General features: G+C 58.3%; 22 protein-coding genes. 10 read left to right on the top strand and 12 right to left on the bottom strand.

From position 1 onward, the window contains the following. Positions 1-5: 5 nt before the first annotated feature. The 4 genes from VJ651_RS06820 to VJ651_RS06805 all read right to left on the bottom strand — a co-directional run bounded on the left by VJ651_RS06820 (position 6) and on the right by VJ651_RS06805 (position 3,044). Positions 6-992 (bottom strand): beta-ketoacyl-ACP synthase III, encoded by a 987-nt coding sequence (locus VJ651_RS06820; protein ID WP_324106718.1) that lies wholly within the window; start codon positions 990-992, stop codon positions 6-8. Continuing rightward, a complete protein-coding gene (gene plsX, locus VJ651_RS06815) occupies positions 989-2,080 on the bottom strand; it encodes a phosphate acyltransferase PlsX (RefSeq protein WP_324106717.1) in 1,092 nt (363 codons plus the stop codon). The genes VJ651_RS06820 and plsX overlap by 4 nt, the downstream gene beginning before the upstream one ends. A gap of 163 nt (positions 2,081-2,243) precedes the next feature. Continuing rightward, complete coding sequence (gene rpmF / locus VJ651_RS06810; protein ID WP_057293158.1) at positions 2,244-2,426, bottom strand: 50S ribosomal protein L32; 183 nt, start codon at positions 2,424-2,426, stop codon at positions 2,244-2,246. A 120-nt stretch (positions 2,427-2,546) separates the two neighbouring features. Then, positions 2,547-3,044: a YceD family protein gene (locus tag VJ651_RS06805; RefSeq protein ID WP_324106716.1), complete on the bottom strand. Its 498-nt coding sequence runs from the start codon at positions 3,042-3,044 to the stop codon at positions 2,547-2,549. A gap of 106 nt (positions 3,045-3,150) precedes the next feature. On the opposite strand from VJ651_RS06805, the gene VJ651_RS06800 reads away from it, so the two are divergent. Then, positions 3,151-3,765, top strand: a complete 615-nt coding sequence (locus VJ651_RS06800; RefSeq protein WP_324106715.1) for a Maf-like protein — start codon at positions 3,151-3,153, stop codon at positions 3,763-3,765. Positions 3,766-3,769: 4 nt separating this feature from the next. Further along, positions 3,770-4,522, top strand: a complete 753-nt coding sequence (locus tag VJ651_RS06795) for an SAM-dependent methyltransferase (protein ID WP_324106714.1) — start codon at positions 3,770-3,772, stop codon at positions 4,520-4,522. Positions 4,523-4,796: 274 nt separating this feature from the next. Here the strand turns inward: VJ651_RS06795 and VJ651_RS06790 are convergent, their stop codons facing one another. The 4 genes from VJ651_RS06790 to VJ651_RS06775 are packed head-to-tail and all read right to left on the bottom strand — an operon-like array spanning position 4,797 to position 7,921. Further along, positions 4,797-5,789: a S49 family peptidase gene (locus VJ651_RS06790; RefSeq protein ID WP_414691316.1), complete on the bottom strand. Its 993-nt coding sequence runs from the start codon at positions 5,787-5,789 to the stop codon at positions 4,797-4,799. 32 nt (positions 5,790-5,821) lie between these two features. Further along, on the bottom strand, positions 5,822-6,193 hold the full coding sequence (locus VJ651_RS06785; RefSeq protein WP_324106712.1) for a Rieske (2Fe-2S) protein: 372 nt from the start codon (positions 6,191-6,193) through the stop codon (positions 5,822-5,824). 7 nt (positions 6,194-6,200) lie between these two features. Beyond that, positions 6,201-6,860 carry an HAD-IIIA family hydrolase gene (locus tag VJ651_RS06780; RefSeq protein WP_324106785.1) on the bottom strand — a complete coding sequence of 220 codons (660 nt, stop codon included), beginning with the start codon at positions 6,858-6,860 and terminating at the stop codon, positions 6,201-6,203. A gap of 53 nt (positions 6,861-6,913) precedes the next feature. Beyond that, positions 6,914-7,921, bottom strand: coding sequence for an RluA family pseudouridine synthase (locus tag VJ651_RS06775; RefSeq protein ID WP_324106784.1), 1,008 nt, complete (start codon positions 7,919-7,921; stop codon positions 6,914-6,916). Positions 7,922-8,634: 713 nt separating this feature from the next. Here VJ651_RS06775 and VJ651_RS06770 point away from each other — a divergent pair. The 5 genes from VJ651_RS06770 to glp all read left to right on the top strand — a co-directional run bounded on the left by VJ651_RS06770 (position 8,635) and on the right by glp (position 16,128). Next, complete coding sequence (locus VJ651_RS06770) at positions 8,635-11,643, top strand: Rne/Rng family ribonuclease (RefSeq protein WP_324106711.1); 3,009 nt, start codon at positions 8,635-8,637, stop codon at positions 11,641-11,643. Positions 11,644-11,766: 123 nt separating this feature from the next. Next, positions 11,767-13,107 carry a chromate efflux transporter gene (gene chrA / locus VJ651_RS06765; RefSeq protein WP_324106710.1) on the top strand — a complete coding sequence of 447 codons (1,341 nt, stop codon included), beginning with the start codon at positions 11,767-11,769 and terminating at the stop codon, positions 13,105-13,107. Positions 13,108-13,144: 37 nt separating this feature from the next. Further along, positions 13,145-14,260: a GTP 3',8-cyclase MoaA gene (gene moaA / locus VJ651_RS06760; RefSeq protein ID WP_324106709.1), complete on the top strand. Its 1,116-nt coding sequence runs from the start codon at positions 13,145-13,147 to the stop codon at positions 14,258-14,260. A 3-nt stretch (positions 14,261-14,263) separates the two neighbouring features. After that, a complete protein-coding gene (gene mobA / locus VJ651_RS06755) occupies positions 14,264-14,848 on the top strand; it encodes a molybdenum cofactor guanylyltransferase MobA (RefSeq protein ID WP_324106708.1) in 585 nt (194 codons plus the stop codon). Continuing rightward, a complete protein-coding gene (gene glp / locus VJ651_RS06750; protein WP_324106707.1) occupies positions 14,845-16,128 on the top strand; it encodes a gephyrin-like molybdotransferase Glp in 1,284 nt (427 codons plus the stop codon). Before mobA ends, glp begins: the two co-directional genes overlap by 4 nt. A 23-nt stretch (positions 16,129-16,151) precedes the next feature. On the opposite strand, the gene VJ651_RS06745 is transcribed toward glp, so the two are convergent. The 4 genes from VJ651_RS06745 to VJ651_RS06730 all read right to left on the bottom strand — a co-directional run bounded on the left by VJ651_RS06745 (position 16,152) and on the right by VJ651_RS06730 (position 21,728). Beyond that, positions 16,152-18,152, bottom strand: coding sequence for an acyl CoA:acetate/3-ketoacid CoA transferase (locus tag VJ651_RS06745; RefSeq protein ID WP_324106706.1), 2,001 nt, complete (start codon positions 18,150-18,152; stop codon positions 16,152-16,154). A 149-nt stretch (positions 18,153-18,301) separates the two neighbouring features. Further along, positions 18,302-19,615 carry a hemolysin family protein gene (locus VJ651_RS06740; protein WP_324106705.1) on the bottom strand — a complete coding sequence of 438 codons (1,314 nt, stop codon included), beginning with the start codon at positions 19,613-19,615 and terminating at the stop codon, positions 18,302-18,304. A 206-nt stretch (positions 19,616-19,821) separates the two neighbouring features. Beyond that, positions 19,822-21,276, bottom strand: a complete 1,455-nt coding sequence (gene rmuC / locus VJ651_RS06735; RefSeq protein WP_324106704.1) for a DNA recombination protein RmuC — start codon at positions 21,274-21,276, stop codon at positions 19,822-19,824. A gap of 50 nt (positions 21,277-21,326) precedes the next feature. Then, on the bottom strand, positions 21,327-21,728 hold the full coding sequence (locus VJ651_RS06730; RefSeq protein WP_324106703.1) for a group II truncated hemoglobin: 402 nt from the start codon (positions 21,726-21,728) through the stop codon (positions 21,327-21,329). Positions 21,729-22,231: 503 nt separating this feature from the next. Here VJ651_RS06730 and VJ651_RS06725 point away from each other — a divergent pair. From VJ651_RS06725 to galU, 3 genes are all read left to right on the top strand, one after another. Next, positions 22,232-23,593, top strand: coding sequence for an undecaprenyl-phosphate glucose phosphotransferase (locus tag VJ651_RS06725; protein WP_324106702.1), 1,362 nt, complete (start codon positions 22,232-22,234; stop codon positions 23,591-23,593). Between the two features lie 94 nt (positions 23,594-23,687). Beyond that, positions 23,688-24,143 (top strand): VanZ family protein, encoded by a 456-nt coding sequence (locus VJ651_RS06720; RefSeq protein ID WP_324106701.1) that lies wholly within the window; start codon positions 23,688-23,690, stop codon positions 24,141-24,143. A 35-nt stretch (positions 24,144-24,178) separates the two neighbouring features. After that, positions 24,179-25,123 (top strand): UTP--glucose-1-phosphate uridylyltransferase GalU, encoded by a 945-nt coding sequence (galU, locus tag VJ651_RS06715; protein WP_324106700.1) that lies wholly within the window; start codon positions 24,179-24,181, stop codon positions 25,121-25,123. The last annotated feature ends 14 nt before the right edge of the window (positions 25,124-25,137 follow it).

Here is a 25,137-nt window from a genome sequence, read left to right as displayed (position 1 = left end):
AAGGTTTACATGCGTGCGAGGATCGCACCCCAGGTGAATCCGCCGCCTACGCCTTCCATCATGACGTTTTGGCCCGGTTTCACGCGGCCGTCGCGCATGGCAACATCAAGTGCCAGCGGTATCGATGCAGCAGACGTATTCCCGTGCTGGTCGACAGTCACCACCATCTTTTCAAGCGGCAATCCAAGTTTCTTCGCAGTGCCTTGCATGATGCGAATGTTGGCTTGGTGCGGAATCAGCCAATCAATTTGAGACGAGCTCATGCCGGCAGCGTCGAGCGCCTCATTGGCGACCTTCTCGAGCACGGAGACGGCGAGTTTGAAAACAGCTTGCCCGTCCATATACAGGAATGCGCTGCCTTCGATCGCGCCACCGCTAACGCTGCCCGGAACACATAGAATATCGCCATGGCGGCCGTCGGCATGCAACCTCGTTGCCAGTACACCCGGCTCGCTGGCGACGGTTAAGACCATTGCGCCGGCACCATCACCAAACAACACACACGTGGTGCGGTCGTCGAAATTGAGAATTCTTGAAAACACTTCCGCACCGATGATCAGTACATTCTTGTGCACCCCGTTCTTGATGAAACTGTCGGCAATTGAAACCGCGTAGACAAACCCGCTGCACACCGCTTGCACGTCGAACGCCGGACTACCATTGCTGATGCCCAGCTTGCGCTGCACGACGCATGCGGTGCTCGGAAATCCACCGAAATGGTCCGGCGTGGAGGTTGCAAGAATCAGCAAATCAACATCATTCGGACTCAGGCCAGCCATGTCCAGTGCACGCTTCGCGGCTTCGACCGCAAGGTCACTCGACTGCGCGGTCGGTTCAGCGTAGTGGCGAGCCGAAATCCCGCTGCGGGACACGATCCACTCATCTGAAGTCTCGATCCCCTTTTTCGCCAACTGTGCGGCGAGATCATGATTCGTGACGCGTTTGGGTGGCAGATAACTTCCCGTACCTATAATTTTGCTATAGAGAGTCATGCCGTTTTCTGTTTGGTTAATTCAGTGAGTGCGCTTGCGGCCTCAGGTTCTGAGCTCGGACCGGATTGCGGCATCAGTTCCGCGATGGTTTTGGTTATGCGCGAGAGAAGATCATGATTTGCTGCGTCATACGCACGCTTGATCGCCCACTCGAATCCGTAGGCGTCTTCACCGCCATGGCTTTTGAACACCAGTCCCCGCAAACCGAGGAAACTGGCCCCATTGTAGCGGGACGGATTCATGTGCTGTGAAATCGATTTGAGCGCACCCTGGGCGATGAAAGCGCCGAGAATATTGATCGGACTGCTTTTGAATTCGCTCTTGAAGATCGTTTTGACCCAGCGCCCCAATCCTTCCGAAGCCTTCAGCACCACGTTTCCAACGAAGCCGTCGCAAACGACCACGTCAGTGGTACCTTCGAAAATGTCGTTGCCTTCCACGTTACCGTAGAAATTGAGAACACCTTTTTCGTGATCGACACGCAGCAGCGCGGCCGTTTGCTTCACGACTTCGTTGCCTTTGATATCCTCTTCGCCGATATTCAGCAGACCGATAGTGGGTTTCGGTTTGTCTTCCAGTGCAGATACCAGCGCGGAACCCATCAGTGCGAACTGGTGGAGATGTTGCGGCTCGCAGTCGACGTTCGCGCCAAGATCCAGCATATAGGTCGGCGAGTCCTTTTGATTCGGCATTGGAAAGCAGATCGCAGGACGGTCGACGCCGGGAATGGTTTTCAGCACGTAGCGAGACACCGCCATCAGCGCTCCGGTATTGCCGGCCGACACGCAGGCGTGCGCCTTGCCATCCTTCACAAGGTTGACGGCAACCCGCATCGACGAATCCTTCTTCCGACGTAAGGCAACCTCCAACGGGTCGTCCATGGTGACGACTTCCGTCGCATTAACGATGGATAGGCGGGGGTGAGTGGATGCGTCCTGCTTTTTCAACTCAGCACGAATAACATCCTCAAGGCCGACCAAAATGAGTTCGGCGTCAGGTTCGTGATTAGCGAAGGAGACGGCAGCAGGAATGGTGACTGACGGGCCATTATCACCACCCATACAGTCGATAGAAATTTTGATTGTCATTGTTTTGACTCAGTACCTCGCCCTAACTTCCGGAGCCTGCGGGCTCCCGGCGGGCCAGATCCGGTGCGATTCAAAATGACGCAATACGTTTTTTCAGCATATGAAAAAACGGCGCCAAGTCAAACTCCCCGCGCCGCTTTTTATCGAAAAACAATGACCGAAATTACTCGTCGTTCTTGGTCTTCAGGACCTTGCGGCCGCGATAGTAACCATTCGGACTGATGTGATGACGCAGGTGCGTCTCGCCAGTGGTCGGCTCGACTGCCAGCGGCGGCACGGACAGGTGGTCGTGCGAACGGTGCATACCACGCTTGGACGGGGACTTCTTATTTTGTTGAACGGCCATGATGACTCCTAAACCTAAAGATCTGAAATTTTAACATATCCGGCCTGCCAATCTCTTGCAAACCGGGAATTCCTGCTGCGTTTATTGATTTTCGGCGAGCATCTTTCGCCGCACAAAGCTCTATTTTTTCAAGCCTTTCAGCACCGCGAACGGCGATACCTTTTCCGCCTCTTTATCCATTTCCGGCATCAGCTGATCCGGACAAGTCGCATGTTTTGGCGACAATGGAATTGTCAACAAAGCGTCATCTTCAATCAGTTGCGCGACATCGAAATTGCGACTTCCGACGATGACCTCAACGGATTCATCATCAAGCGAATTTTCGATTTCATCCGCACTTGCCTCATCCGGCGCGAGCACCAGGACCGATTCGGAAACGATATCGAAGGCAAACGGCTTCAAGCAACGCTGACACATCAGACTAACTGCCCCTGCCACTGAAAGCGCCAGTTGCGGATGCCCCTGCGGACTACTTCCTCCCTGCAGCGACCACCGCACTGTACCAGACTGATCAGCCGACTCCTCCGCCAGCCTGGGCAAATCAGCAACCGCGACTTCGCCCTCGCGACGCTCTTTGAGACGGCAGAATTCGAACGCGTCGATTACAAAAGCATTCATATCACAAGCCGAACCCGGAAAACCTGCGATAATAACAGGCTTTTCCCTTATTCGTCAAAGCGTTAGCTTGCTTTTATTGGGCGATTATTCAAATAAGACAGCAAAGATGCCTTCCTCGACCGCTCTACCTCGCCTTATCCTTGCGTCCAGCTCGAAATACCGAAAGGAATTACTCTCCCGCTTGCGTCTCCCGTTCGAGATTTTGGTGCCGGCAATCGACGAAGCCCCGCACATTGGAGAAGCGCCGGAAACGACCGCATTGCGGCTCGCTAAAGAGAAGGCGTTTGCCGTGGCACAACAAGCTCCGAACGCCTTGGTGATTGGTTCCGACCAGGTAGCGACTCTCGATGGCGAACAAATCGGCAAACCAGGCACGCACGCCAACGCGCTTGAGCAATTGCGCAAGATGCGGGGCCGCCAAGTCGTCTTTCACACCGCATTGTGCTTGTGGGATGGGCGGCGCAAGGGTGACGAAAAGGCAGCACAAATACAGAATGTACAGACCTTCGTCATGTTTCGCGATCTTCCGGATCATGAACTGGATGCCTACCTGCGCATCGAGCAGCCTTATGACTGTGCTGGCAGCGCAAAAAACGAGGGGCTAGGCATTGCGATTCTCGAAAAAATCGAAAGCGACGACCCCACTGCACTTACTGGGTTGCCGCTCATCGCCCTCACCACCATGCTGCGCCATGCGGGCGTTTCTTTTTTTGGCGAGTAAAGCGATGCCCGGTACTCTTTATCTCATTCCAAACATCTTGGGCCCGGCGGATGTCTCACAGGAAAACCCTCTCGCGCAATGCATCCCGGAACATGTACAGGCCGTCACCGCCGGGCTCCGCTATTTCGTCGCAGAAAACGCCAAGACAACACGGGCCTATTTGAAGCTGATTGCCATCAAGCACCCGTTGACTGTATCGCTGCAAGAAATCCTGATCCGCGAACTCAATGTCAACACCGATGCTGCCACCCTGCCAGAGTTACTGGAACCATTGCAGGCAGGACAAGACGCGGGGCTGATCTCAGAGGCAGGTGTGCCGGCCGTTGCTGACCCTGGCGCGAATCTCGTCCGGTTGGCACATTCCCATGGCATTCCAGTCAAGCCGCTGGTCGGCCCATCATCCATACTGCTTGCCGTTATGGCAAGCGGGCTGAACGGCCAGAGTTTTGCCTTCAACGGATATCTGCCAACCGACGCAGCGCAGCGCTCGAAACGCTTGAAAGCGCTGGAGGAACGTTCGCGAGCGGAAAGGCAAACCCAGTTATTCATTGAAACCCCCTATCGAAACGGGGCCTTGCTGGAGGCGATTGTCGCGACTTGCAATGCAAATACCCTGGTTTGCATCGCCACCGATCTGAGCCTCGCGACTGAATCAATCAGGACCCAGACTGCAGGAAAATGGAAAGCCGATCTAGCCGCCAGAACAGCGCCGGATTTTCACAAGAAGCCTACCGTATTCTTGCTGCTCGCCGCATAAAAACGCATGGCGCCAGACGCGCAAAACGGCGGTATTGCGCCGCCGTTTTGCATGCCCGATTGGGCAGTTTTCGAGAAGACAGGAGCTTCTCGGAACCGCGTCCGAGACGCGGTATCGTACGTCCGATTCGTGAGTTTTTCCCGAAACGTGCTTTTTATGCGTGACAGGATCGAAACAGAATCAGACAAGCAAAGTATATGTCACGACCGCCAAGTTTCAAGGCGCAATCGAGGCGAAGGAGTTCTGCGTTCCCTCGCTCGCCGGACTACGCATCTCACCGGAAACCTGGTTTCGCCGCACTACTCCAAATTGATGCCATTACCGCAGTGCCGACTGCGCCACCAAATTTTTTGAGGAGGCGCTCCGACAGGCCTTCGTGCTGCGTATAGTCAACGATGTCTTCCGCCTTGAGTTCGTCCCGTGCGACGGAATCCACAGTGCCGAAACCATCCGCCAGGCCGATTTCGACAGCCTTGCTTCCGCTCCAGAACAATCCGGAAAATGTTTCCGGCGTTTCCTTCAGGCGCTTGCCGCGGCCTTGTCGAACCACATCGATGAACTGCTGATGAACCTCATTCAGCATCTCCTGTGCATAGGATTTCTGCTTTGCACTTTGCGGACTGAACGGATCCAGGAAACCCTTGTTTTCACCTGCCGTCATCAGGCGCCGTTCGACGCCTAGCTTGTCCATCAATCCGGTAAAACCAAAACCGTCCATCAGCACCCCGATCGAACCCACAATGCTGGCCTTGTTGACGAAAATCTTGTCCGCCGCGGCAGCGATGTAATACCCGCCAGAGGCACAGATTTCATCGACCACGACGTAGAGAGGCTTGCGTGGATACTCCTTGCGAAGACGAACGATTTCATCGTTGATCATGCCGGCTTGTACCGGACTACCGCCCGGGCTATTGATGCGGAGGATGACGCCAACAGCGTTATCCTCGGAATAGGCGCGATCCAGAGCGGGAATCACGGAATCTGCGGCGCCCGAGGTGCCCGCTTCGATGGTGCCGTCAATCTCGATCAAAGCCGTGTGCGGCCCGAGGATTTCGTCCTCCTTGTTGGCCATGCCGAATGCAATCCACAGGCCGAAGGCAATAATGCCCAGCGTCAGAAAACGGAAAAAAATGTTCCAGCGCCGTCGCGCGCGCTGTTCGTTCAGCGTGGCGAGGGCGAGTTTTTCCAGAACGTCGCGCTCCCACCCTTCCTTGCGTGACGGCGTGCCGGATGTCGATTGATTGTTTTGCTCGAAATTATTGTCCATCATCGCAATTTGCTCTGGTTATTCAGCGCGACTCAAGCTCGCGCAGGTTTGATGTAATCGTCGGGACGCCAGAATATCTGGCCGTCCTTTTCGAATACGGTAATTGGTCGCAAGCGTCCACCGCGGCACGGGCCACCGGCGCATCGTCCGTTCTCTGGAGTGTAAATCGCGCCATGGGTGGAGCACATCAGATACAAGCCGCTTGATTCGAAGAATTCCCCTTCATTCCAATCCAGCTCGATCGGCACATGAGCACATCGATTCAGATAGGCATAGACCGCGTTGTCATAGCGGACCACAAAGCCGGTGCCGTCTTCCCCGCCGGCGGTAAGGGGGAATCGAATGCCTTTTCCGCCCTCCGCCAGATCAGAGGATGCGCAAATTGGAATGAAAACGTCGTCCATTTCCGAATTATGCATTTTCATTCAACCAAGCGTGCAACTCAAACACAGATGCTGCGGCATAGGTCGGACTGAGCGCCTGCAGTTCAGGCGCGGAATGCGCCCCGTAATGCACTGCAATTCCTGCGGCGCCCGCGTTGATTGCCATCTGCAGATCATGCGTCGTATCGCCGATCATGACCGTACGCTGAATGTCTTGACCAAGCTCGCGAGTCAGCTCATGCAGCATGGCTGGATGCGGCTTGGAAAAGGTTTCGTCCGCACAGCGGGTGGCATCGAATACCGATAACAAGTTGACCGCATCGAGCGCCCGGTTGAGGCCGACGCGGCTCTTGCCGGTTGCGACTGCGAGGAAGTAGCCCTGTTGCGACAAGTCTTTCAGCATTTCGCGCACGCCGTCGAACAGTGTCAGCCCCTTGTCCTTGGCAAGATAGTGATAGCGATAGCGTTCAACCATGTGTGGATAGTATTTGGAATCCAGCCCCGGCAATACGGCCTGCATCGCGTCCTGCAAGCCGAGGCCGATGACATACGATGCCTGCTTCTTGTCAGGAACCGGCAGCCCGAGGTCTTTTGCCGCAGCCTGGATGCAGGCAACGATGGTGGCGGTGCTGTCCATCAGCGTGCCGTCCCAGTCGAAGACGATTAAATCAAATTGCTTTTTTGCCATGTTTGTCGAAGTGCGTGCAACTGCCTTATCTGGATTGCTGAAATTAAACGATTTTAGTTGTTGGGCAGTTCCAGACTTTTCAAGAACTTCATGCACTCCTGTGGCAGCGGCGCTTTCAGCGTAACCTGAAGGCCGCTTTCAGGATGCCGGAAAGTAATTTGGTGCGCGTGCAGGAACATTCTCTTGAGAGCAATTCGCGAACCATCCGCCTTTTGCAGCGCGCGATTCAGTCCGAAGTCGCCGTACTTTTCATCGCCGACGATGGGGAAGCCGCTGGAGGCCAAATGAACACGGATCTGATGTGTCCGGCCCGTCTTCAGCTCGGCTTCGAGCAGCGCAAATTCACCGTAACGCCGGACCAGGCTGAAAATCGTATGCGAAGGCATGCCATCCGTCTGGACGCGCACGCGCCGTTCACCCTCCGGTGTGGTGTACTTGAATAAAGGAAGCTTGACATGCTGACGGGCATTTTGCCAGTCACCGTGAATCAGGGTCAGGTAGCGCTTGTCGAGCTGCCCCTCCCGAATCTGTTCATGCAGGTTCGTCAATGCCGAGCGTTTTTTCGCGAGCAGCAGAATGCCCGAGGTCTCGCGATCCAGGCGATGCACCAGCTCCAGAAACTTGGCTTCGGGTCGTGCGGCGCGTAACTGCTCAATCACGCCATAGCTGACTCCTGAGCCCCCATGCACGGCAACACCGGCCGGCTTGTTGATGACCAGAAGATGGGAATCTTCAAGAAGAATCTCGAATTCCGCGCCAGGCACCGAATGGGTTGCTTTTTCGGCAATACGTACAGGCGGGACGCGAACAACGTCGCCCTCTTTCAGGCGGTAGGTTTGGTCGACACGACCTTTATTCACCCTGACTTCGCCGGAACGCAAGACGCGATAGATATGGCTTTTCGGCACGCCTTTACATATGCGCAACAGGTAATTATCGATGCGCTGCTCTGCTTCTTCGCCGGAAATCGTGATCAGTCGGACTTGCACGGGCGCCTGCGGGGGCCGGTCAAGCACAGCAGGATTCGCCTGTCCCCCAGAAAATCTCGCTAAGTCCTTCATTTTGAATATATAATTGTTTCGCATCGGTTACAAATCCGGTGCGTGTGTAAGAATAAAAAGCACATTCTACACAGGGGCGTCTCCATCGGCCCTGCCGATTTGCAAATTCGATGGAAAAGGCATCTCTAAAAATTGACATAGGCGCCCAAGGCCGATCCGCGACGTGGACAGGTAGTTAAATACTTTTAGCACCGCGGACTTGAGAGTGTGCGCTTTAGGCGAATAATGATTAGAGATGGCCGGAAGATGTGTATGCATCACCCTTGTGCGAATCAAGGTTGCACCGCAGTTGCAATCGGATCGCGCGCATCGGTGTTGGACAAGATTGCTTGAAATTCAAGGATAAGTCCGGCAAGCACTTCCTGCGAAGGATGCTTGCTGGTTGATGTGGTTGAGAACCCTGTTTGCCGATTCTGCTGGACCTTATGTTTTGTTTGGCTCCACCAAGCTGTTCGCTACCTGACGCTGCGCCCGACCCGGCCCATTGCGGCCCGTTCGACCTGCGCGGCGCGGATGAACAGCATACTCGGCATCGCTATCAACCCCATCCGCGCCCCGTTGCGGTTTTCGCGCTCTTGCTGCGATTTACCGCACACTAAGGCAGTTCCCTCCATCAAGCACTCCGCCCTCGCGTACATCCTTGTACTTTGCCGCATTGGTGAATCCTGCCTTTTGCGGCTTTAGAGTTGACCTTAGAGTCACGGAGTAAAAAAATGAAACGGATGTTGTTTAACGCCACGCAGCAGGAAGAGTTGCGCGTGGCCATTGTCGATGGGCAGAAGCTGATCGACATCGATATCGAAACAACGGGGCGCGAGCAACGTAAATCGAATATCTACAAAGGGGTTATCACCCGCATCGAACCCTCCCTCGAAGCCTGCTTCGTCAACTATGGCGAAGAACGTCATGGATTCCTGCCGTTCAAGGAAGTGGCTCGCAGCTACTTCAAGGATGGCGTGGATGTCCGCAGCGCATCCATCAAGGACGCCCTGCGCGAAGGCCAGGAAATCATGGTCCAGGTGGAAAAGGAAGAACGCGGCAACAAGGGCGCTGCCCTGACCTCGTTCATCTCGCTGGCTGGCCGCTATCTGGTCCTGATGCCCAACAATCCGCGCGGTGGCGGCGTTTCGCGCCGGGTCGAAGGTGAAGACCGGCAGGAACTGCGCGAGACCATGGACAAACTGGATCTGCCCTCCGGCATGTCGGTCATTGCCCGTACCGCCGGTATCGGCCGCAACGTCGAGGAATTGCAGTGGGACTTGAACTACCTGATGCAGTTGTGGCGTGCAATCGAAGGCGCCGGCCAATCCGCCCCGGGCGCCTTCCTGATCTACCAGGAATCGTCTCTGGTAATCCGCGCGATCCGCGACTATTTCCAGCCTGACATCGGCGAGATCCTGATCGACACCGACGAGATCTACGAGCAGGCCCAGCAGTTCATGAGCCATGTCATGCCCGACATGGTGCATCGGGTCAAGCGCTATCGCGACGATGTGCCGCTGTTCTCTCGCTTCCAGATCGAACACCAGATCGAGACCGCGTATTCCCGCACCGTGCCGTTGCCGTCGGGCGGCGCCATCGTCATCGACCACACCGAGGCTCTGGTTTCCATCGACGTCAACTCTGCCCGCGCCACCCGCGGCAGCGACATCGAAACCACCGCGCTCAATACGAACCTTGAAGCCGCCGATGAAGTGGCCCGCCAGTTGCGCTTGCGCGACCTCGGTGGCCTGATCGTGATCGACTTCATCGACATGGAGAACGCGAAGAATCAACGCGAAGTCGAAACCCGCCTGAAGGATGCCCTGCGCTACGACCGCGCCCGTGTCCAGATGGGCAAGATTTCCCGCTTCGGCCTGATGGAATTGTCGCGTCAGCGCCTGCGTCCGTCGCTCTCCGAAGGCAGCCATGTGACCTGCCCGCGCTGCAACGGAACCGGACATATCCGCGATACCGAATCGTCCGCATTGCAAGTCCTGCGCATCATCCAGGAAGAGGCGATGAAGGAAAATTCCGCCGCCATCCACGTACAGGCACCAGTCGATGTGGCCGCTTTCCTGCTGAACGAGAAGCGCGGCGAAATCCTGAAGATCGAAACGCGCCATCGCGTCACGATCATCCTGATTCCGAACAAGCATCTCGAGACGCCGCACTACAAGCTGGAGCGCATCAAGCACGACGACCCGCGCCTGGAAGAGCCGCAGGCCAGTTACGACATGGCCGAGGAAGCGGATACCGACATCAGCTACGGCAAGCGTCAGAAGGAAGAAATTCGTCCGCGCCAGGAAGCCGTCGTCAAAGGCATTACGCCGGACCAGCCGGCGCCGATCGTGGAGCGCAAGCCGGTCGAACCGGTCCCGGTTCCGGCTCCTGTGGCCGCGCCTGCCGAGGAAGGCTTCTTCAGCCGGATGTTCGGATTCTTCCGCAAGAAGGCCGTCGCGCCAGTCGTGCCGCCGGCTCCAGTGGTCGAAGAGAAGCCGCAGCCGAGTCGTGAGCGCGGCGAGCGCAATGGACGTGGTCGCAATCGCGGCCGCGGACGTGGCGGTCGCGAGCGCGGCGAGGAGCGCGAAACCGGACGTGTCGAAGCACGCGACGAGACGACAAAGCAGTCCGCGGCGCCTGCCATTGAAGCCCAGCCGGCACAACGTCAGCCGCGTCCGCCTCGTGAACCGCGCGAACCGCGTGAACCACGCGAGCAACGCGAGCTGCGCGAGGCCAATGAGCCGCGGCGCGAGCGCGGTGAGCGCCCTGAACGTGGCGAACGACCCGAGCGTGGAGAACGTGGCGAGCGTGGCGAACGACAGCAGCGTCAGCGCGAAGAGCGCAAGGAAGCGCCCACCGAAGAGTTGTTGACGGCTCCGGTGGCAGCCCCTGTCGCCGCTCTTGCCGAGGTACAACTTCCTGCCGAAGAAGCAGAATTGATGGAGGGTGCTCCGGGCGGTGAAGAAGGAACTGCCGAGCAAGGTGAAGAGCGCCGCCGTCGCCGTCGTCGTGGCGGTCGCAATCGCAACCGTCGTGAGCGTGAAGGCGGTGAACTGGCTGCTGGAACCGAGCAGGAAACTGCAGGCGATGAAGTCGTCAGGCAGCAAGCGGTTCAGCTGGAAATCGCCGAAGTGGCGATGCCAACTGAAGCGGTGGCGGTTTCCGAAGTGGTTATCCCTTCGGAAACGGAAGCGCCCATTGCCTCGGCACCTGAGGCTGCGATTGTCAGCGCTCCGGAAGAATCGCTTGCCAAGGAAGTCGACGCTACTCCGACTCCAGTTGCAGAACCTGTCGCTGCGAGTCCGGAAGAGGTTGCGCCGGCGCCGGTAACGGAGCCTGCCGCTGAACCTGTGGTTGAGTCGATTTTGGCGCCGATTGCAGAGCCTGTGCCGGAACCTGTTGCTGCGCCGGAGATCCATCCTGAACCGCAACCGGCTCCTGTTCCCGTTGTGGCGGAAGCAGCACCGGAACCCGCACAGGCAGTTGAAGCGCAAGTGACGCCGACCGCAAGCCCTGTGGCTGCACCGGCCACGGTCGCCACGGAGCCCATGCCACTGGAACATCTGAGTGACATGCTGGCAGCAGCCGGCCTGACCCTGGCTGTTACCGATCCGGAGAAGCTGCGCGCCGCACAGGAAGCCGCGTCGCGCAATGTGCCCGCGCCTCGCGTTCCGCGTGAGCGCAAGCCCTTGCCGCCGGTGTCGAACGAGCCCTTGGTCCAGGTTGAAACTCGCCGGTAATGACACTTTCGCTCCGGCGTCCAACGCCGGAGCGCCAGCTGTTACTTCAAAAAGGGAGCGAATGCTCCCTTTTTTCATTCAGGCCGTCACAAATCCTCGACCACAAGCCGACACAGATTACGAATGCCCACGAACGAGCAAGAACGCCCTGCCCACATCACCCTGAGCGTAGCTTTCTGGTACTGGCTGAAACTTGGCTTTATCAGCTTTGGGGGCCCTGCAGGTCAGATCGCTGTCATGCATGCCGATCTCGTTGAAAAGCGCCGTTGGATATCGGAGCGCCGCTTTCTGCATGCTCTCAACTATTGCATGCTCCTGCCCGGCCCGGAGGCGACCCAGCTTGCCATTTATATCGGCTGGTTGATGCATCGGACCTGGGGCGGCATCATTGCCGGGACATTGTTCGTACTGCCGTCGCTGTTTATCCTGTGCATCCTGTCGTGGATCTACCTGACATTTGGCAACGTGCCGCTGGCGGCGGGCATTCTTTTTGGCATCAAACCGGCGATTGTGGCCATTGTACTGGCAGCCGCCTGGCGCATCGGCTCCAGGACACTGAAAAACGCGCTCTTGATCTTGATCGCAGTGGTGGCCTTCGTGGCGATCGCAATCCTTCAACTGCCGTTTCCGATCATCGTTATTGCCGCCGGCGCGATCGGTTTGCTTGGCGGGCGAGTTGCACCCGACCTGTTCCGGCTTGGGGGCAATCATGCCGCTACCACCGCCTCGTTTGGCGCGGCATTGATTGACGACGACACGCCGCCTCCGCAACATGCGCGTTTTTCCTGGCGCAAACTGATAGCGTTCTGCATGGCAGGAACACTCCTTGGGGTTATAGCCTGGGGGGCAATTGTTCTGATGTCGAATGTGCATCACCCTTTGCCGCAAATGGCTGTGTTTTTCAGCAAGGCCGCACTCATGACCTTCGGCGGTGCCTATGCGGTGTTGCCGTATGTATATCAAGGCGCGGTCGAGACCTACCAATGGCTGACACCGATACAGATGATCGACGGCCTGGCGCTTGGAGAAACGACACCGGGTCCCCTGATCATGATCGTGGCATTCGTAGGCTTCCTGGGTGGCTGGACCAAAATCCTGTTCGGCCCGGACCATCTGCTGCTCGCCGGCGTGGCCGGAGCATCCGTCGCCACGTTTTTTACCTTTCTGCCCTCCTTCCTGTTCATTCTCGCCGGCGGACCGGTGGTGGAATCCACACGCGACGATATCCGGCTGACCGCGCCGCTCACGGCCATTTCCGCGGCCGTCGTGGGGGTAATCATGAGCCTGGGGGTATTCTTTGCCGAGCATGTCTTCAGGCTGACGATGCCTGTCATGCAATGGGACTTCGCGTCCATTGCCATTGCACTGCTGGCAATGCTTGCACTCTTCCGCTTCAAGCTCGGCACGATCAAGCTGATCGGCGCATGTGCGCTGGCGGGGCTCGTGGTATCTTATCTTCGATAGCGTAACTCTCCTTGCGCACTCCGTTTTCTTTCCGAGCATGACAGACAGATTCATTCCCCTCGTCGACCGGCGCCTGGCGACGACTGGGCCGACAATTCCATCATCCCTGGAAGCGCCCACCGGGCTGCTTTCGGATACGCTTGCGCGTCCGCTGCAGGACCTGCGTATTTCCGTGACCGATCGCTGCAATTTCCGCTGCGTGTATTGCATGCCGAAGGCTGTCTTCGGCAAGGACTATGCCTTTCTGCCACACGCGGCCTTGCTCTCGTTTGAGGAAATCACGCGCCTGGCCCGTATTTTCGTCGCGCATGGCGTCGGCAAGATTCGCCTCACCGGTGGCGAACCCTTGCTGCGCAAGGACATCGAGCGACTGATCGACATGCTGAGCGCGCTGCGCACCCCGGAGGGGCAGCCGCTTGACCTGACGCTGACCACGAACGGCTCGCTCCTCGCGAGAAAAGCGCAGGCATTGAAGGATGCTGGCTTAAAGCGCGTGACGGTCTCGCTCGATGCACTCGATGAGACGGTGTTCCGTCGCATGAACGACGTCGATTTTCCGGTTGTCGATGTGCTCGACGGAATCGAGACGGCGCACAAGGCCGGGCTTGGTCCGATCAAGATCAACATGGTGGTCAAGCGCGGCATGAACGATCAGGAAATTCTGCCGATGGCCCGCCATTTCAAAGGCTCGCCTTTCATCCTGCGCTTTATCGAATACATGGACGTCGGCACGAGCAATGGCTGGAAGATGGACGAAGTAGTGCCTTCCGCCGAAGTCATGCGCCGCATTGCTGCCGAGATGCCGCTCGAAGCCATCGACCCGAACTACACGGGCGAAACGGCGGAACGCTGGCGCTACCGCGACGGCGGGGGAGAAATCGGATTGATCTCCAGCGTGACGCAGGCCTTTTGCAGCGATTGCACCCGCGCGCGCTTGTCCACCGAAGGAAAGTTGTATACCTGCCTGTTCGCGACCGGAGGACACGATCTCCGCGCACTGGTACGCGCCGGCCGTAGTGATGAAGAGATTTCGACGGCAATTGCGCATGTGTGGCGCGCCCGGGCGGACCGGTATTCGGAACTGCGAACCGCCAACACGACGGGGTTCGATCAGGCAACCAGGAAAGTCGAGATGTCCTACATCGGAGGCTGAGCTATGTCGATTACCGGATTGATTCTTGCGGGTGGACGAGGGACGCGCATGGGTAGCGTGGACAAGGGCCTGCAAGTCTTTCGCGGCGAACCGATGGTGGCGCATGTGATGCGCCGGTTTGCGCCGCAGGTTGGCATACTCGCGATCAATGCGAATCAGAACCTGGATGTTTACCAGGGTTTCGGCCTGCCGGTGTGGCCGGACCGGATGGATGAATTTCCCGGCCCTTTGGCCGGCCTGCAAACGGGACTGATGCATTGCGATACGGAGTATCTCGTCACGGCGCCCTGCGACTCCCCCTTTCTGCCTATGGACTTGGTGGCACGACTGAGGGATGCTCTGCAGGCCGAAAGCGCCGACCTCTCCTTTGCCGAGACCGGCGAAGGCGAATCCCGCCAATCGCATCCCGTCTTTTGCCTGTTGAAGACCTCGGTGCTGCCCAGCCTGAGCGCGTACCTGCAGACAGGTGGACGCAAGATGGGCACCTGGTTCGGATCGCTGCGCGCGGTGAAGGTGCACTTCGACGACGAAGAGGCCTTTCAAAACATCAATACGCTGGAAGAATTGCACAAGCTCGAAGCGCCATGACCGTTTCCACACTTTCCGAAATCAGCTCTCGCCTGCCTTCACACAACCCCGAATCGCTGAGCGTCACCCAAGCGCAGCAGTGGATTCGTGAATTCGTGCGGCCTGTCGATATTGCCGAGACAGTCGGCCTGCATGCTGCCTTGGGCCGAGTACTAAGTGAAGATCTCATCTCGCCGATCGACGTGCCGGCGCATGACAATTCGGCGATGGATGGCTACGCGTTTCACGGCAATGCGCTCGCCGCCGCTGCCCGGGAATTCAGGATCGTCGGCGTTGCCTATGCCGGTCGCAAGTACGATGGCCCTGTCGCTGAAGGCGAATGCGTGCGGATCATGACCGGTGCAGTCATGCCTGCGGATTGCGATACGGTGGTGCCGCAAGAGCTGGTGAAAAACGCGAACGATGTATCGATCACACTTGAGCCAGGCGTAGTCAAGCCCGGCGACAACCGGCGCTTGAAAGGCGAAGATCTGGCGGCCGGCAAACCGGCGCTGCGTAAAGGAAAAATCCTGCGTCCCGCCGACCTAGGCCTGCTGGCATCCCTCGGCATCGGAAGTGCACCGGTGCGGCGCCGGCTGCGGGTCGCGATATTTTCCACCGGCGATGAACTGCGCTCCATCGGCGAGCGCCTTGACGAGGGCTGCATCTACGACAGCAATCGCTACACGCTGCATGGCATGCTGACCCGCCTCGGCTGCGAGCTTGTCGACATGGGTGTCGTCAAGGACGATCGCGCATCGTTGGAAGCAGCCTTGCGCACGGCATGCGAAAGCGCCGACGCGATCATCACGTCCGGCGGCGTTTCCGTTGGCGAGGCCGATTACACCAAGGAGATGATGGCAAAGCTGGGCGATGTCATGTTCTGGAAACTCGCGATGCGGCCGGGGCGGCCCATGAGCTTTGGCAGGATCGCGTCGAACGGCAAGAGCGCGTATCTGTTCGGCCTGCCGGGCAATCCTGTGGCGGTGATGGTGACGTTCTACTTCTTCGCGCGTGACGCACTGCTGCAAATGATGGGAGCCGCCAACGATCCCCTGCCGCTGATGCGCGCCACTTCACAGTCGTCGATCCGGAAGAAGCCGGGACGCACCGAGTACCAGCGCGGCATTCTTTCGGCGGACACGAATGGCCATCCTCAGGTGTGCGTCACCGGCTCGCAAGGTTCGGGCATCCTGCGCTCGATGTCGGAAGCCAATTGCATGATCATCCTGCATCATGAACAAGGCAGCGTGAACGCCGGCGATGCCGTGGATGTGGTGTTGTTCGACGGGCTTTGCTGAAAGTGACAGGCGCTCTGCGCGTTCTACTCGTGCAGGTGTGATATCGCTTCCTCGCGGCTGGCGTATAGAGCCGGATCGGTATGGTGTCGCTGGAAGGCCGTACCGAAATAGCTGCGCATGAACGCGCTGCTGGTATAGCGCGTGACGCGACTGTAGAAGCGCTCGGCAAGTTCGTGCACCATCTCGATGTAGTTATCCAGCAGATCCGGCGTGATCGAGAAATTATCGTAGTTGACGATCGCAGGAACCTTGCGATCGAGCGGCCGCAGGTGGGCTTCGACGAGATCGCGGATCTGTTCGATGTCGGCCACGTTCTTCACTTCGTAGCCTTCGAAATTGACGAAGAACATGTCTCGTTTGGCGTCATAGGCAAGGCGCTGTTCCAGCGGCAGATACAGGATATCGTTGCGCAGTCCCATCGGCGTGGTTCGGAAGATGCGTGCGTCCATCAGCTTCAGCTGTTGGCTGACTGCGGGCTGGAATCGCATTCGCGCCAGCACATCCCGTTCAAGATCGACGCCGGGGGCGATCTCGATCACTTCCAGCCCCTCCTGCGCGAGACGGAATACGCAGCGCTCAGTGATGTACAGAACCGCTTGCCCGCGCCGCATTGCGTATTCGCCGCTGAAGGTGCGCTGTTCGACCGACTCGACGAATTTCATGGCCGCGCCTTCGCGCTTGATATGCAACTGGCCGTCGGCGATCGCGATCTCCAGCCCGCCGGCGGTGAAGGTACCGACAAACACGACCTTTTTCGCATTCTGACTGATGTTGATGAAGCCGCCCGCGCCAGCCAGTCGCGGGCCGAATTTGCTGACGTTGAGATTGCCTTGGCGGTCCGCCTGCGCCAGCCCCAGAAAGGCGACGTCGAGTCCGCCGCCGTCATAGAAGTCGAATTGATACGGCTGATCGATGATCGCCGCAGCATTCGTGGCCGCGCCGAAATTCAGGCCACCGGCGGGAATGCCGCCGATGACGCCAGGTTCGGCGGTCAATGTCACCAGGTCCAGCACCTTTTCCTCGGCCGCCACGCTGGCGACACCTTCCGGCATGCCAATGCCGAGATTGACGACATTATTCGGCTTGAGCTCGAGCAGTGCGCGGCGGGCGATGATCTTGCGTTCGCTCATTTCCATCGCGGGGATGGATGACATGGGCACGCGGATTTCGCTTGCAAATGCAGGACTGTATGGTTCGATGAAGGTCTGCATCTGGTATTCCGGCTTTTCCGCGACCACCACGCAGTCCACCAGAATGCCGGGAATCTTCACCTGCCGCGGATGCAGGGAGCCGCTTTCCGCGATGCGCTCGACCTGCACGATCACGATGCCGCCGGAATTATGCGCAGCCATCGCAATGGCGAGCGCTTCCAGGGTCAGGGCTTCCTTTTCCATCGTTACATTGCCGTCCTGGTCGGCAGTCGTGCCGCGAATGATGCCGACGTTGATCGGCAGCGATTTGTAGAACAGGTATTCCTTGCCGCCGATCGTCATCAACTCCACCAGGTCTTCGGTCGTTGATTCGCTGATCTTGCCGCCGCCGTAGCGGGGATCGACGAAGGTGCCGAGGCCGACAGTGGAAAGCAGTCCGGGCTTGCCGGCGGCGATGTCGCGAAATAGATGCGTGATGACGCCTTGCGGCAGGTTGTAGGCTTCGATCTTGTTGGCGATCGCGAGCTGCTGCAGTTTGGGCACCAGACCCCAGTGCCCGCCGATGACGCGCCTGACCAGCCCTTCATGTCCCAGGTGGTTCAGGCCACGATCCTGGCCATCGCCTTGCCCGGCGGCATAGATCAGCGTGAGATTGCTCGGTTTTCCGATGCCGAGCAGTTCGTCCTCGGTGTCGAGGAAACGTTTCTCGAGGGCGACGGCAATGTTTTCGGCAAAGCCGATGCCGACAAAACCGCCGGTGGCAATCGTGTCGCCGTCATGGATCAGGCGGATCGCCTCGGCCGCGGAGACGATCTTGTGTCGACTGGAAGGACGCGAACCGCCTGACATGGGATCCGGGATGCGATGTACCATGCATGCCTCCGTAATGGCTTGTCGAACCGGCCGCCTCGGCTGCGTTGGCGGAATGATAATGCCTGCGGGTAATTATGCCTGAATTGCGTCCGTGCGAACGCGGTCGCACTCAGGATAGCAAGTCATCCCCACGATGCCCACGATCTCGGTCAAGAAGATGGCAGTGCCAGCTCTTCCTGCAGCGGCGCCCTGCGCGTCGCCAGCACCTTGTCGATGCGCTTGCCGTCCAGGTCGACAATCTCGAAGGTCCAGTCCTCCCAGTCGCAGTGGTCCGCCGTCTGGGGGATCCGGCCGAGCAGCAGCATGATCATGCCGCTGAGCGTGTTGTAGCGGCCTCGCTCCTCCTCGGGCACGCCTTTGAGGGACAAGCGGTCCTTCAGCTCGGGAATCGGGATCAAGCCGTCCAAGAGCCATGAACCGTCATCCCGCTGCACCGCCCAGGCGTCTTCCGCGCGGTGTGTCTTGAACTCGCCGGTAATGGCTTCCATGACGTCCTGCAGCGTGACGATGCCCTGCACTTCGCCGTATTCATCGACGATGAAGGCAAGCTGGACACCGGAATTCCTGAAATTTTCCAGCAGCTCCATGCCGGTAAGCGATTCGGGCACGAATACCGCGGGTTGCAGATTCTCGGTCAGGCTCGGCTTTTCCCCGCGCAAGGTCTGGGCGAGCATCTGGCGCGCGTTGGCCACGCCCAGCACTTCTTCCCAGCCACCGCGCACGACCGGGTAGCGCGAATGGTCGCTTTCCTCGAAGCGCATGAGATTGTCTTCCAGCGGATCGTTCACATCGAAATAGACGATCTCGCCGCGCGGAACCATCAGCGACGCGATCTGACGATCATCCAGGCGAAACACGTTACGCACCATCTGATGCTCGTGATGCTCGATCACGCCGGCGCTGGAACCTTCGGCGAGCATGAGGTTGATCTCTTCCTGGGTAACGCTGGGTTCGCTGCGTTCGGTCACGCCAAAGGTGCGCAATACGAGCTGTGTCGAACCGGAGAGCAATCGGACAAACGGCTTGGTCAGCGCGGCCAGCCAGAGCATGGGACGAGCGACAATGCGCGCGATCGGCTCCGGACTGATCTGGCCGATCCGCTTAGGAACCAGTTCGCCCAGCACGATCGAAAAATAGGTAATGGACACCACGACCAGCCCTGTTGCCAGGTAGCCCGACAGCCGCCCCTCGACCCCCATTTGCGCCAGCCAGATGCTGAATGGATGCGCAAGCGTCGCCTCGCCCACGATACCGTTCAAGATGCCGATGGACGTGATCCCGATCTGCACCGTCGAGAGAAATCTGTTCGGATCATCACCGAGTTCGATCGCTGCTCCGGCCGCCGCGTCGCCGGCTTCCGCCAGTCTTTGCAATCTCGCCCGGCGCGCTGTTACCAATGCAATTTCCGACATGGCAAACACGCCATTCACGAGAATCAGACCGAGTAATATCGCGATTTCCATAGATCAGTCCCAATCGGGCGTTCGAGGTGTGAAAGACAGATGCGACCTGCCCTGCGACCGCAGGGCAGGAGGATGTCGAGAATTTATTACCGATACTTGCATGCTAAATCCGCCTGCGACAAGCACGCCTTGTCGCCCGTCTACCGTAGCGCGGAAATTCCGCCTGATCGGATGTTCTGGGGCGATGATCCGACCCCGGATGAGGACTATTCGTCATTGATTTCGGAACCATCGGTTCCCAGCAGCAGCTGGGCGGCTTCCGACGGCAATGCTTCGACCGATTTGAGCTTGCGCGACATTTGCCGCGTACGCGTCTCCGCCTGCTCGATGTTCTTTGCGGCACGTTCCAGCGTCGTCTTGGTGGCGGCAAGAACATCGCCGAACTTGCCGAACTCGGTCTTGACGGCGCCCAGCACCTGCCACACTTCCGAAGAGCGTTTTTCCAGTGCCAGGGTGCGGAAACCCATCTGCAGGCTGTTGAGCAGCGCCGACAAGGTGGATGGGCCGGCAATGCTGACGCGGCATGCGCGCTGCAATTCGTCGGCCAATCCCGGGCGACGCATCACTTCCGCATACAGGCCTTCGGTCGGCAGGAACAAGATCGCGAAATCGGTGGTGAGCGGCGGCGACAGGTATTTTTCGGAAATCGTTTTGGCTTCCAGCCGCACTGCGCGTTCCAGCTCGCGACCCGCCGCCGCAACGCCGTCCGTGTCGGCGCGCTCGGCGGCCTCGGCCAGGCGTTCGTACTGCTCCTTCGGAAACTTGGCGTCAATCGGCATCCAGACCGGCCGGCCGCCGTCGTCCTGACCGGGGAGCTTGATGGCAAATTCAACGCGTTCGCCGGAACCCGGCACGGTCTCCACATTCTTCGCGTACTGATCGGGTGTGAGCACCTGTTCGAGCAGCATTTCCAGCTGGACCTCACCCCAGGTGCCGCGCGTCTTCACATTGGTGAGCACACGTTTCAAATCGCCAACGCCAATGGCAAGCTGTTGCATCTCGCCCAGGCCCTGATGCACCTTTTCCAGTCGATCGGACACCAGCTTGAACGATTCGCCCAGGCGCTGTTCGAGCGTGGCGTGCAGTTTCTCATCAACGGTTTTGCGCATTTCTTCCAGGCGCGCGCCGTTATCGGCCTGCAGATCCTTGATCTTTGCTTCAAGGGTCGCGCGCACTTCCGTCATGCGCTGCGCATTCGACTCGGTAAGCGTCGCCAGGGTCTGGTTCAGCGTGTCGCCGAAACGTTTCAAGGCCGTTGCCTGTTCCTCGCGGCCGGCCTTTGCCTGCAAGGTGATGGCGTCGCGCATCGCTTCCAGCTGCTTGGCGTTCACTTCATTCAGTTTGGCGAGCTGCTGCGCGAAGGAATCGATCTGGTTGTTCTGGATCGTCGCGACGCTGGTCAACTGCGCCGTCAGTGCCTGCTGGAACTGAAGCAGATTTCCGCTCAGTTCCTGGCGCGTGCCCTGCGCACTGGTTTGCACCTGATTGCGCAATTCGCGTTCGATGCGTTCGCCGGTTTGCTGCTGATGTCCCTGCAATGCATTCTGAATCTGCAGCAACTGCGACGAAGCGTCCGCGCCGCGCGACCGCAGCAGCAGCACCACTTGCAGAACGATGATTGCTGCACTCAGCAACAGAATGATAGTTTCGATTGAATTCATGAAAATGATGACCCGTAGGGATTAATGCGCTTGTCTCCGATGTGCGGCGATCAACCGGCTTGGTTGCGCATCCAGTCGGCGGTCTGATAGAAGGATTGCATCAGGCGCTCCTGCAAGGATTCCGCCATGCCAACGTCCTGCATTGCAAGCGCCATGCATTGCAACCACTGGTCGCGCTCCTTCGACGCGATGGCATAAGGCAAATGGCGTGCACGCAGGCGCGGATGCCCGAATCGCTCGATGTACATGTCCGGGCCGCCCATCCAGCCGTATAAAAACCAGTAAAGCTTGTCGCGCGAACCGTCGAGTGTAGTCGGATGCATCGCGCGGATGTCTGCGAATTCCGGCTCCAGATCCATCAGGTCATAGAACCGATCAACCAGTTCGCGCAGTTTCTCGCTTCCGCCTGCCAGTTCGTACGCGGACTTCTCTTGGGATTCTTCAAGTGCCATGGCCCGAATGATAGCGCATTGAATGTCGCTACGGAATCAAGTTCCTGTGCGCAATGAAAACGATGCGCAGAAGGAAAGAAGATCGCGCCCGAAAATGGCTGCCGGCCCATGTTCACCCGGAAAGAGTGTTGCCAAAAGGAGTGCGAACCGGCCGCGTTTGATACTTCGCAACAGCAAGTTTGACGTCCAGCAACCGCCTGTTTGAGCGTACGCAAGCAAACAGTACTTAGCAAATTATCGGGTTCTTTAGTGATTACCATTGTCTAAAAGGTAATAACACTACTGACATCCAGAGAGCCATTTTCGACAACCTGATATCCACATAGACAGCCTTTGTATCGCACGAAAATGCAGCGCCGACCCGCATGGCCACAAGCCAGTGCGTGTAGCGACGAGCATACCGTAACCACATGTCACTGGTTTGAGATTGTTGCAACCGACGAAACGCCAGAAACGCCATGCGAGATTTCATCATCACAAATTCATCCCGGTTGGAACTGTCAATGCGGTTGATGGACATATTGGCGCTTGAGCTTGCCGGAGCCGTTGCAGGCTTGATGCACTTCCACATTCCCTTGAGCGAAACGGCGCCGATCCACACCGTTCTGCTGCACTTTGGCAGTGCCCTTGCTTTTCTCGTCTTCCCTCAACTCGATTTGTACGGCTCGTGGCGCGGACGCTCGATGCCGGACATGTTTGTCCGGCTCGCGGCATCCTGGGCGCTGGTATTGCTGATCGGACTCTTCTTCAGCTTCCTGATCCATCATGTCGGCAATGTCTCTCGGCTGTGGATGTTCTACTGGTACGCGATCGGTGTCGCCTTCCTCGTGCTTTACCGTTCCGTTGCCTACTTCATGCTGCGCTTCCTGCGCACCAAGGGGCTCAACAACAAGCGAGTGGTGATCGTCGGATACGGCAGCACCGGGCGCGAAATGCATCGCCGTGCCATGGAGCAGGATTGGGCCGGCTATGACGTCAAGGCCGTGCACGCCGCACCGGAAGATATGGACAAGATCCTCGATCCTTCCGTCACGCGCATCGCAAGCCTGCAGGAAGTCCAGCAATTCGTCGAGGCCAATCACGTCCATGAGATCTGGATCACGCTCCCCCTGCTGGCATCGCCCAAGCTGCAGGAACTGCAGTACCTCTTGCGCAATACCTTCGTGGATATGCGCTGGGTGCCGGACATACTCGGCGTGCAAATGCTGAGCAACAAGATGGGCAACTTCCTCGGCCTGCCCGCCGTCGACCTGAATCAGCCGATCTCGAGCGGGCTGAACGGCATCGTCAAGGAAATCTTCGACCGCGTGTTTGCCATCGTCGCCCTGGTGCTGCTTCTGCCGCTGTTCGTCGTGATCGCGATTGCCATCAAGCGCACTTCGCCCGGCCCGGTGTTCTTCAGGCAGCCGCGGCTCGGCCTGAACGGACGCCACTTCAATGTCTACAAGTTCCGCACGATGAAAGTGCACCAGGAACGGGACACCGTCACGCAAGCAACCAAGAACGATCCGCGCATCACCTCGATCGGCGGATTCCTGCGGCGTACCAGCCTCGATGAATTGCCGCAGTTCATCAACGTGCTGCTCGGTGACATGTCGGTGGTCGGACCGCGTCCGCACGCCCTGCAGCACAACGAGATGTACAAGGACCTGCTCGAGATGTACATGCTGCGGCATCGCGTCAAGCCGGGCATCACCGGGTGGGCACAGATCCACGGGCTTCGCGGCGAGACGGATACGGTCGACAAGATGGCGGCCCGCGTGAAATTCGATCTGCATTACATCCAGAACTGGTCGCTCTGGATGGACATTCGCATCATTGCCTGGACGGCATTCAGGGGGTGGACAGGAACGAATGCCTATTAAGACAAGCCTGTTGTCGAAGGTGCCGCTCTTCACCTGTCTCGCAGTTCGAGATGTCGCGCTGCTTTGACAATCAACATAGGACATGCAAAACCTCATGCGTCATCCACTGCTGCCCTTACGTGCGTCATTACTTGCGCCATTACTTGCGTCCATTACGCCGCGCCATTACCTGTTTGCCGCCGTGGCGTTCTTCTCGCTCATGGTGGGTATCGGGGCCATCCCCGGCCAGGCACAGGCGCTGTCGGCCATGGTCTATGACAAGCTCTTGCACGTGATCGCCTACGCGTTTCTGACCGGCCTCGTCTGGGGCGCGGTGACCAGCCGACCGCTGTATCGCGCTGTTCAGACAGTCATGATCGTCGCGCTATTGGGCGGTGTCGACGAATCAATTCAGTCATTGATGCCTTACAGAGACGCGAACTGGCTCGATTGGCAATTCGATGTGCTTGCCTCGGTGTCTTGCGTCGTCCTGCTTCTATTCATGCATTGGCTCTCCCTGGAAATACCACCCGGGCCCGATGCAGCGGGCCCGGTCAAACGACGGAAATAAGCGCCAGCCGTTGGATACTTTTTACAAAGAAGACCATGAACAACAAGATTACCAAAGCAGTCTTTCCCGTCGCCGGGCTCGGAACACGCTTTCTGCCGGCAACCAAGGCGAGCCCGAAGGAAATGCTTCCGATCGTCGACAAGCCCTTGATCCAGTATGCGGTCGAGGAAGCCATCGCAGCGGGCATCACCGAAATGATTTTTGTGACAGGGAGGAACAAGCGTGCGATCGAGGACCATTTCGACAAGGCCTATGAGCTGGAAGCCGAACTGGAAGCGCGAAACAAGCAAGCCTTGCTGGAAGTGCTGCACGGCATCAAGCCCGACAACGTGGAATGTTTCTACGTGCGCCAGGCCGAGGCATTGGGCCTGGGGCATGCCGTGCTGTGCGCGGAACGCCTTGTCCGCAACGAACCGTTCGCAGTGATTCTTGCGGACGATTTGCTGGACGGGCAAGTGCCGGTCATGCGCCAGATGACCGAGCTGTTTGGAGAACGCGGCAACAGCCTGATCGGCGTCGAGACGATTGCGCGCGAACACAGCCGCTCCTATGGCGTCGTGGCCGGTGCCGCCTTCGATGAGCGCCTGATCAAGCTGCACGGCATCGTCGAGAAACCCGCGCCCGAACTTGCACCGTCCAACCTGGGCGTGGTCGGCCGCTACATCCTGACGCCGGCCATCTTCCGGCACTTGCGCAATGTGCGTCCGGGCGCCGGTGGCGAATTGCAGCTGACCGACGGCATTGCGTCCCTGATGACGGAGGAAACCGTGCTCGCCTATCAGTTCGAAGGCATTCGCTACGACTGCGGCAGCAAGATCGGCTACCTGCAGGCGACGGTGCAATTCGCACTGCGCCACCCCGAAGTCCGCGAGGAGTTTCGCTCTTTCTTGCAACATCTGTCGTTCGCCCAATCCACCGTGCCGGCGCTAGCGTCACTCACTGAAACGCTTGCCGCGGACGCGGCAGCCTGCGCGGGTTAAGCCATGGAGACGAA

This window comes from Noviherbaspirillum sp. (genome assembly GCF_035254865.1).
In the GTDB taxonomy this organism is placed as follows: Bacteria; Pseudomonadota; Gammaproteobacteria; order Burkholderiales; family Burkholderiaceae_D; genus Noviherbaspirillum.
This window is presented reverse-complemented; position numbering and strand designations above follow the sequence as displayed.

Bases quoted from the DNA above. Each gene is read 5' to 3' on its own strand.
- VJ651_RS06745 (WP_324106706.1), bottom strand. From the start codon at position 18,152: ATGGTACATCGCATCCCGGATCCCATGTCAGGCGGTTCGCGTCCTTCC.
- VJ651_RS06720 (WP_324106701.1), top strand. From the start codon at position 23,688: ATGCGTCATCCACTGCTGCCCTTACGTGCGTCATTACTTGCGCCATTA.
- moaA (WP_324106709.1), top strand. From the start codon at position 13,145: ATGACAGACAGATTCATTCCCCTCGTCGACCGGCGCCTGGCGACGACT.
- VJ651_RS06775 (WP_324106784.1), bottom strand. From the start codon at position 7,921: ATGAAGGACTTAGCGAGATTTTCTGGGGGACAGGCGAATCCTGCTGTG.
- galU (WP_324106700.1), top strand. From the start codon at position 24,179: ATGAACAACAAGATTACCAAAGCAGTCTTTCCCGTCGCCGGGCTCGGA.
- VJ651_RS06730 (WP_324106703.1), bottom strand. From the start codon at position 21,728: ATGGCACTTGAAGAATCCCAAGAGAAGTCCGCGTACGAACTGGCAGGC.
- plsX (WP_324106717.1), bottom strand. From the start codon at position 2,080: ATGACAATCAAAATTTCTATCGACTGTATGGGTGGTGATAATGGCCCG.
- VJ651_RS06800 (WP_324106715.1), top strand. From the start codon at position 3,151: ATGCCTTCCTCGACCGCTCTACCTCGCCTTATCCTTGCGTCCAGCTCG.
- rpmF (WP_057293158.1), bottom strand. From the start codon at position 2,426: ATGGCCGTTCAACAAAATAAGAAGTCCCCGTCCAAGCGTGGTATGCAC.
- VJ651_RS06785 (WP_324106712.1), bottom strand. From the start codon at position 6,193: ATGGACGACGTTTTCATTCCAATTTGCGCATCCTCTGATCTGGCGGAG.
- VJ651_RS06795 (WP_324106714.1), top strand. From the start codon at position 3,770: ATGCCCGGTACTCTTTATCTCATTCCAAACATCTTGGGCCCGGCGGAT.
- VJ651_RS06740 (WP_324106705.1), bottom strand. From the start codon at position 19,615: ATGGAAATCGCGATATTACTCGGTCTGATTCTCGTGAATGGCGTGTTT.
- rmuC (WP_324106704.1), bottom strand. From the start codon at position 21,276: ATGAATTCAATCGAAACTATCATTCTGTTGCTGAGTGCAGCAATCATC.
- VJ651_RS06820 (WP_324106718.1), bottom strand. From the start codon at position 992: ATGACTCTCTATAGCAAAATTATAGGTACGGGAAGTTATCTGCCACCC.
- mobA (WP_324106708.1), top strand. From the start codon at position 14,264: ATGTCGATTACCGGATTGATTCTTGCGGGTGGACGAGGGACGCGCATG.
- VJ651_RS06780 (WP_324106785.1), bottom strand. From the start codon at position 6,860: ATGGCAAAAAAGCAATTTGATTTAATCGTCTTCGACTGGGACGGCACG.
- VJ651_RS06805 (WP_324106716.1), bottom strand. From the start codon at position 3,044: ATGAATGCTTTTGTAATCGACGCGTTCGAATTCTGCCGTCTCAAAGAG.
- VJ651_RS06725 (WP_324106702.1), top strand. From the start codon at position 22,232: ATGCGGTTGATGGACATATTGGCGCTTGAGCTTGCCGGAGCCGTTGCA.
- VJ651_RS06770 (WP_324106711.1), top strand. From the start codon at position 8,635: ATGAAACGGATGTTGTTTAACGCCACGCAGCAGGAAGAGTTGCGCGTG.
- chrA (WP_324106710.1), top strand. From the start codon at position 11,767: ATGCCCACGAACGAGCAAGAACGCCCTGCCCACATCACCCTGAGCGTA.
- VJ651_RS06790 (WP_414691316.1), bottom strand. From the start codon at position 5,789: ATGGACAATAATTTCGAGCAAAACAATCAATCGACATCCGGCACGCCG.
- glp (WP_324106707.1), top strand. From the start codon at position 14,845: ATGACCGTTTCCACACTTTCCGAAATCAGCTCTCGCCTGCCTTCACAC.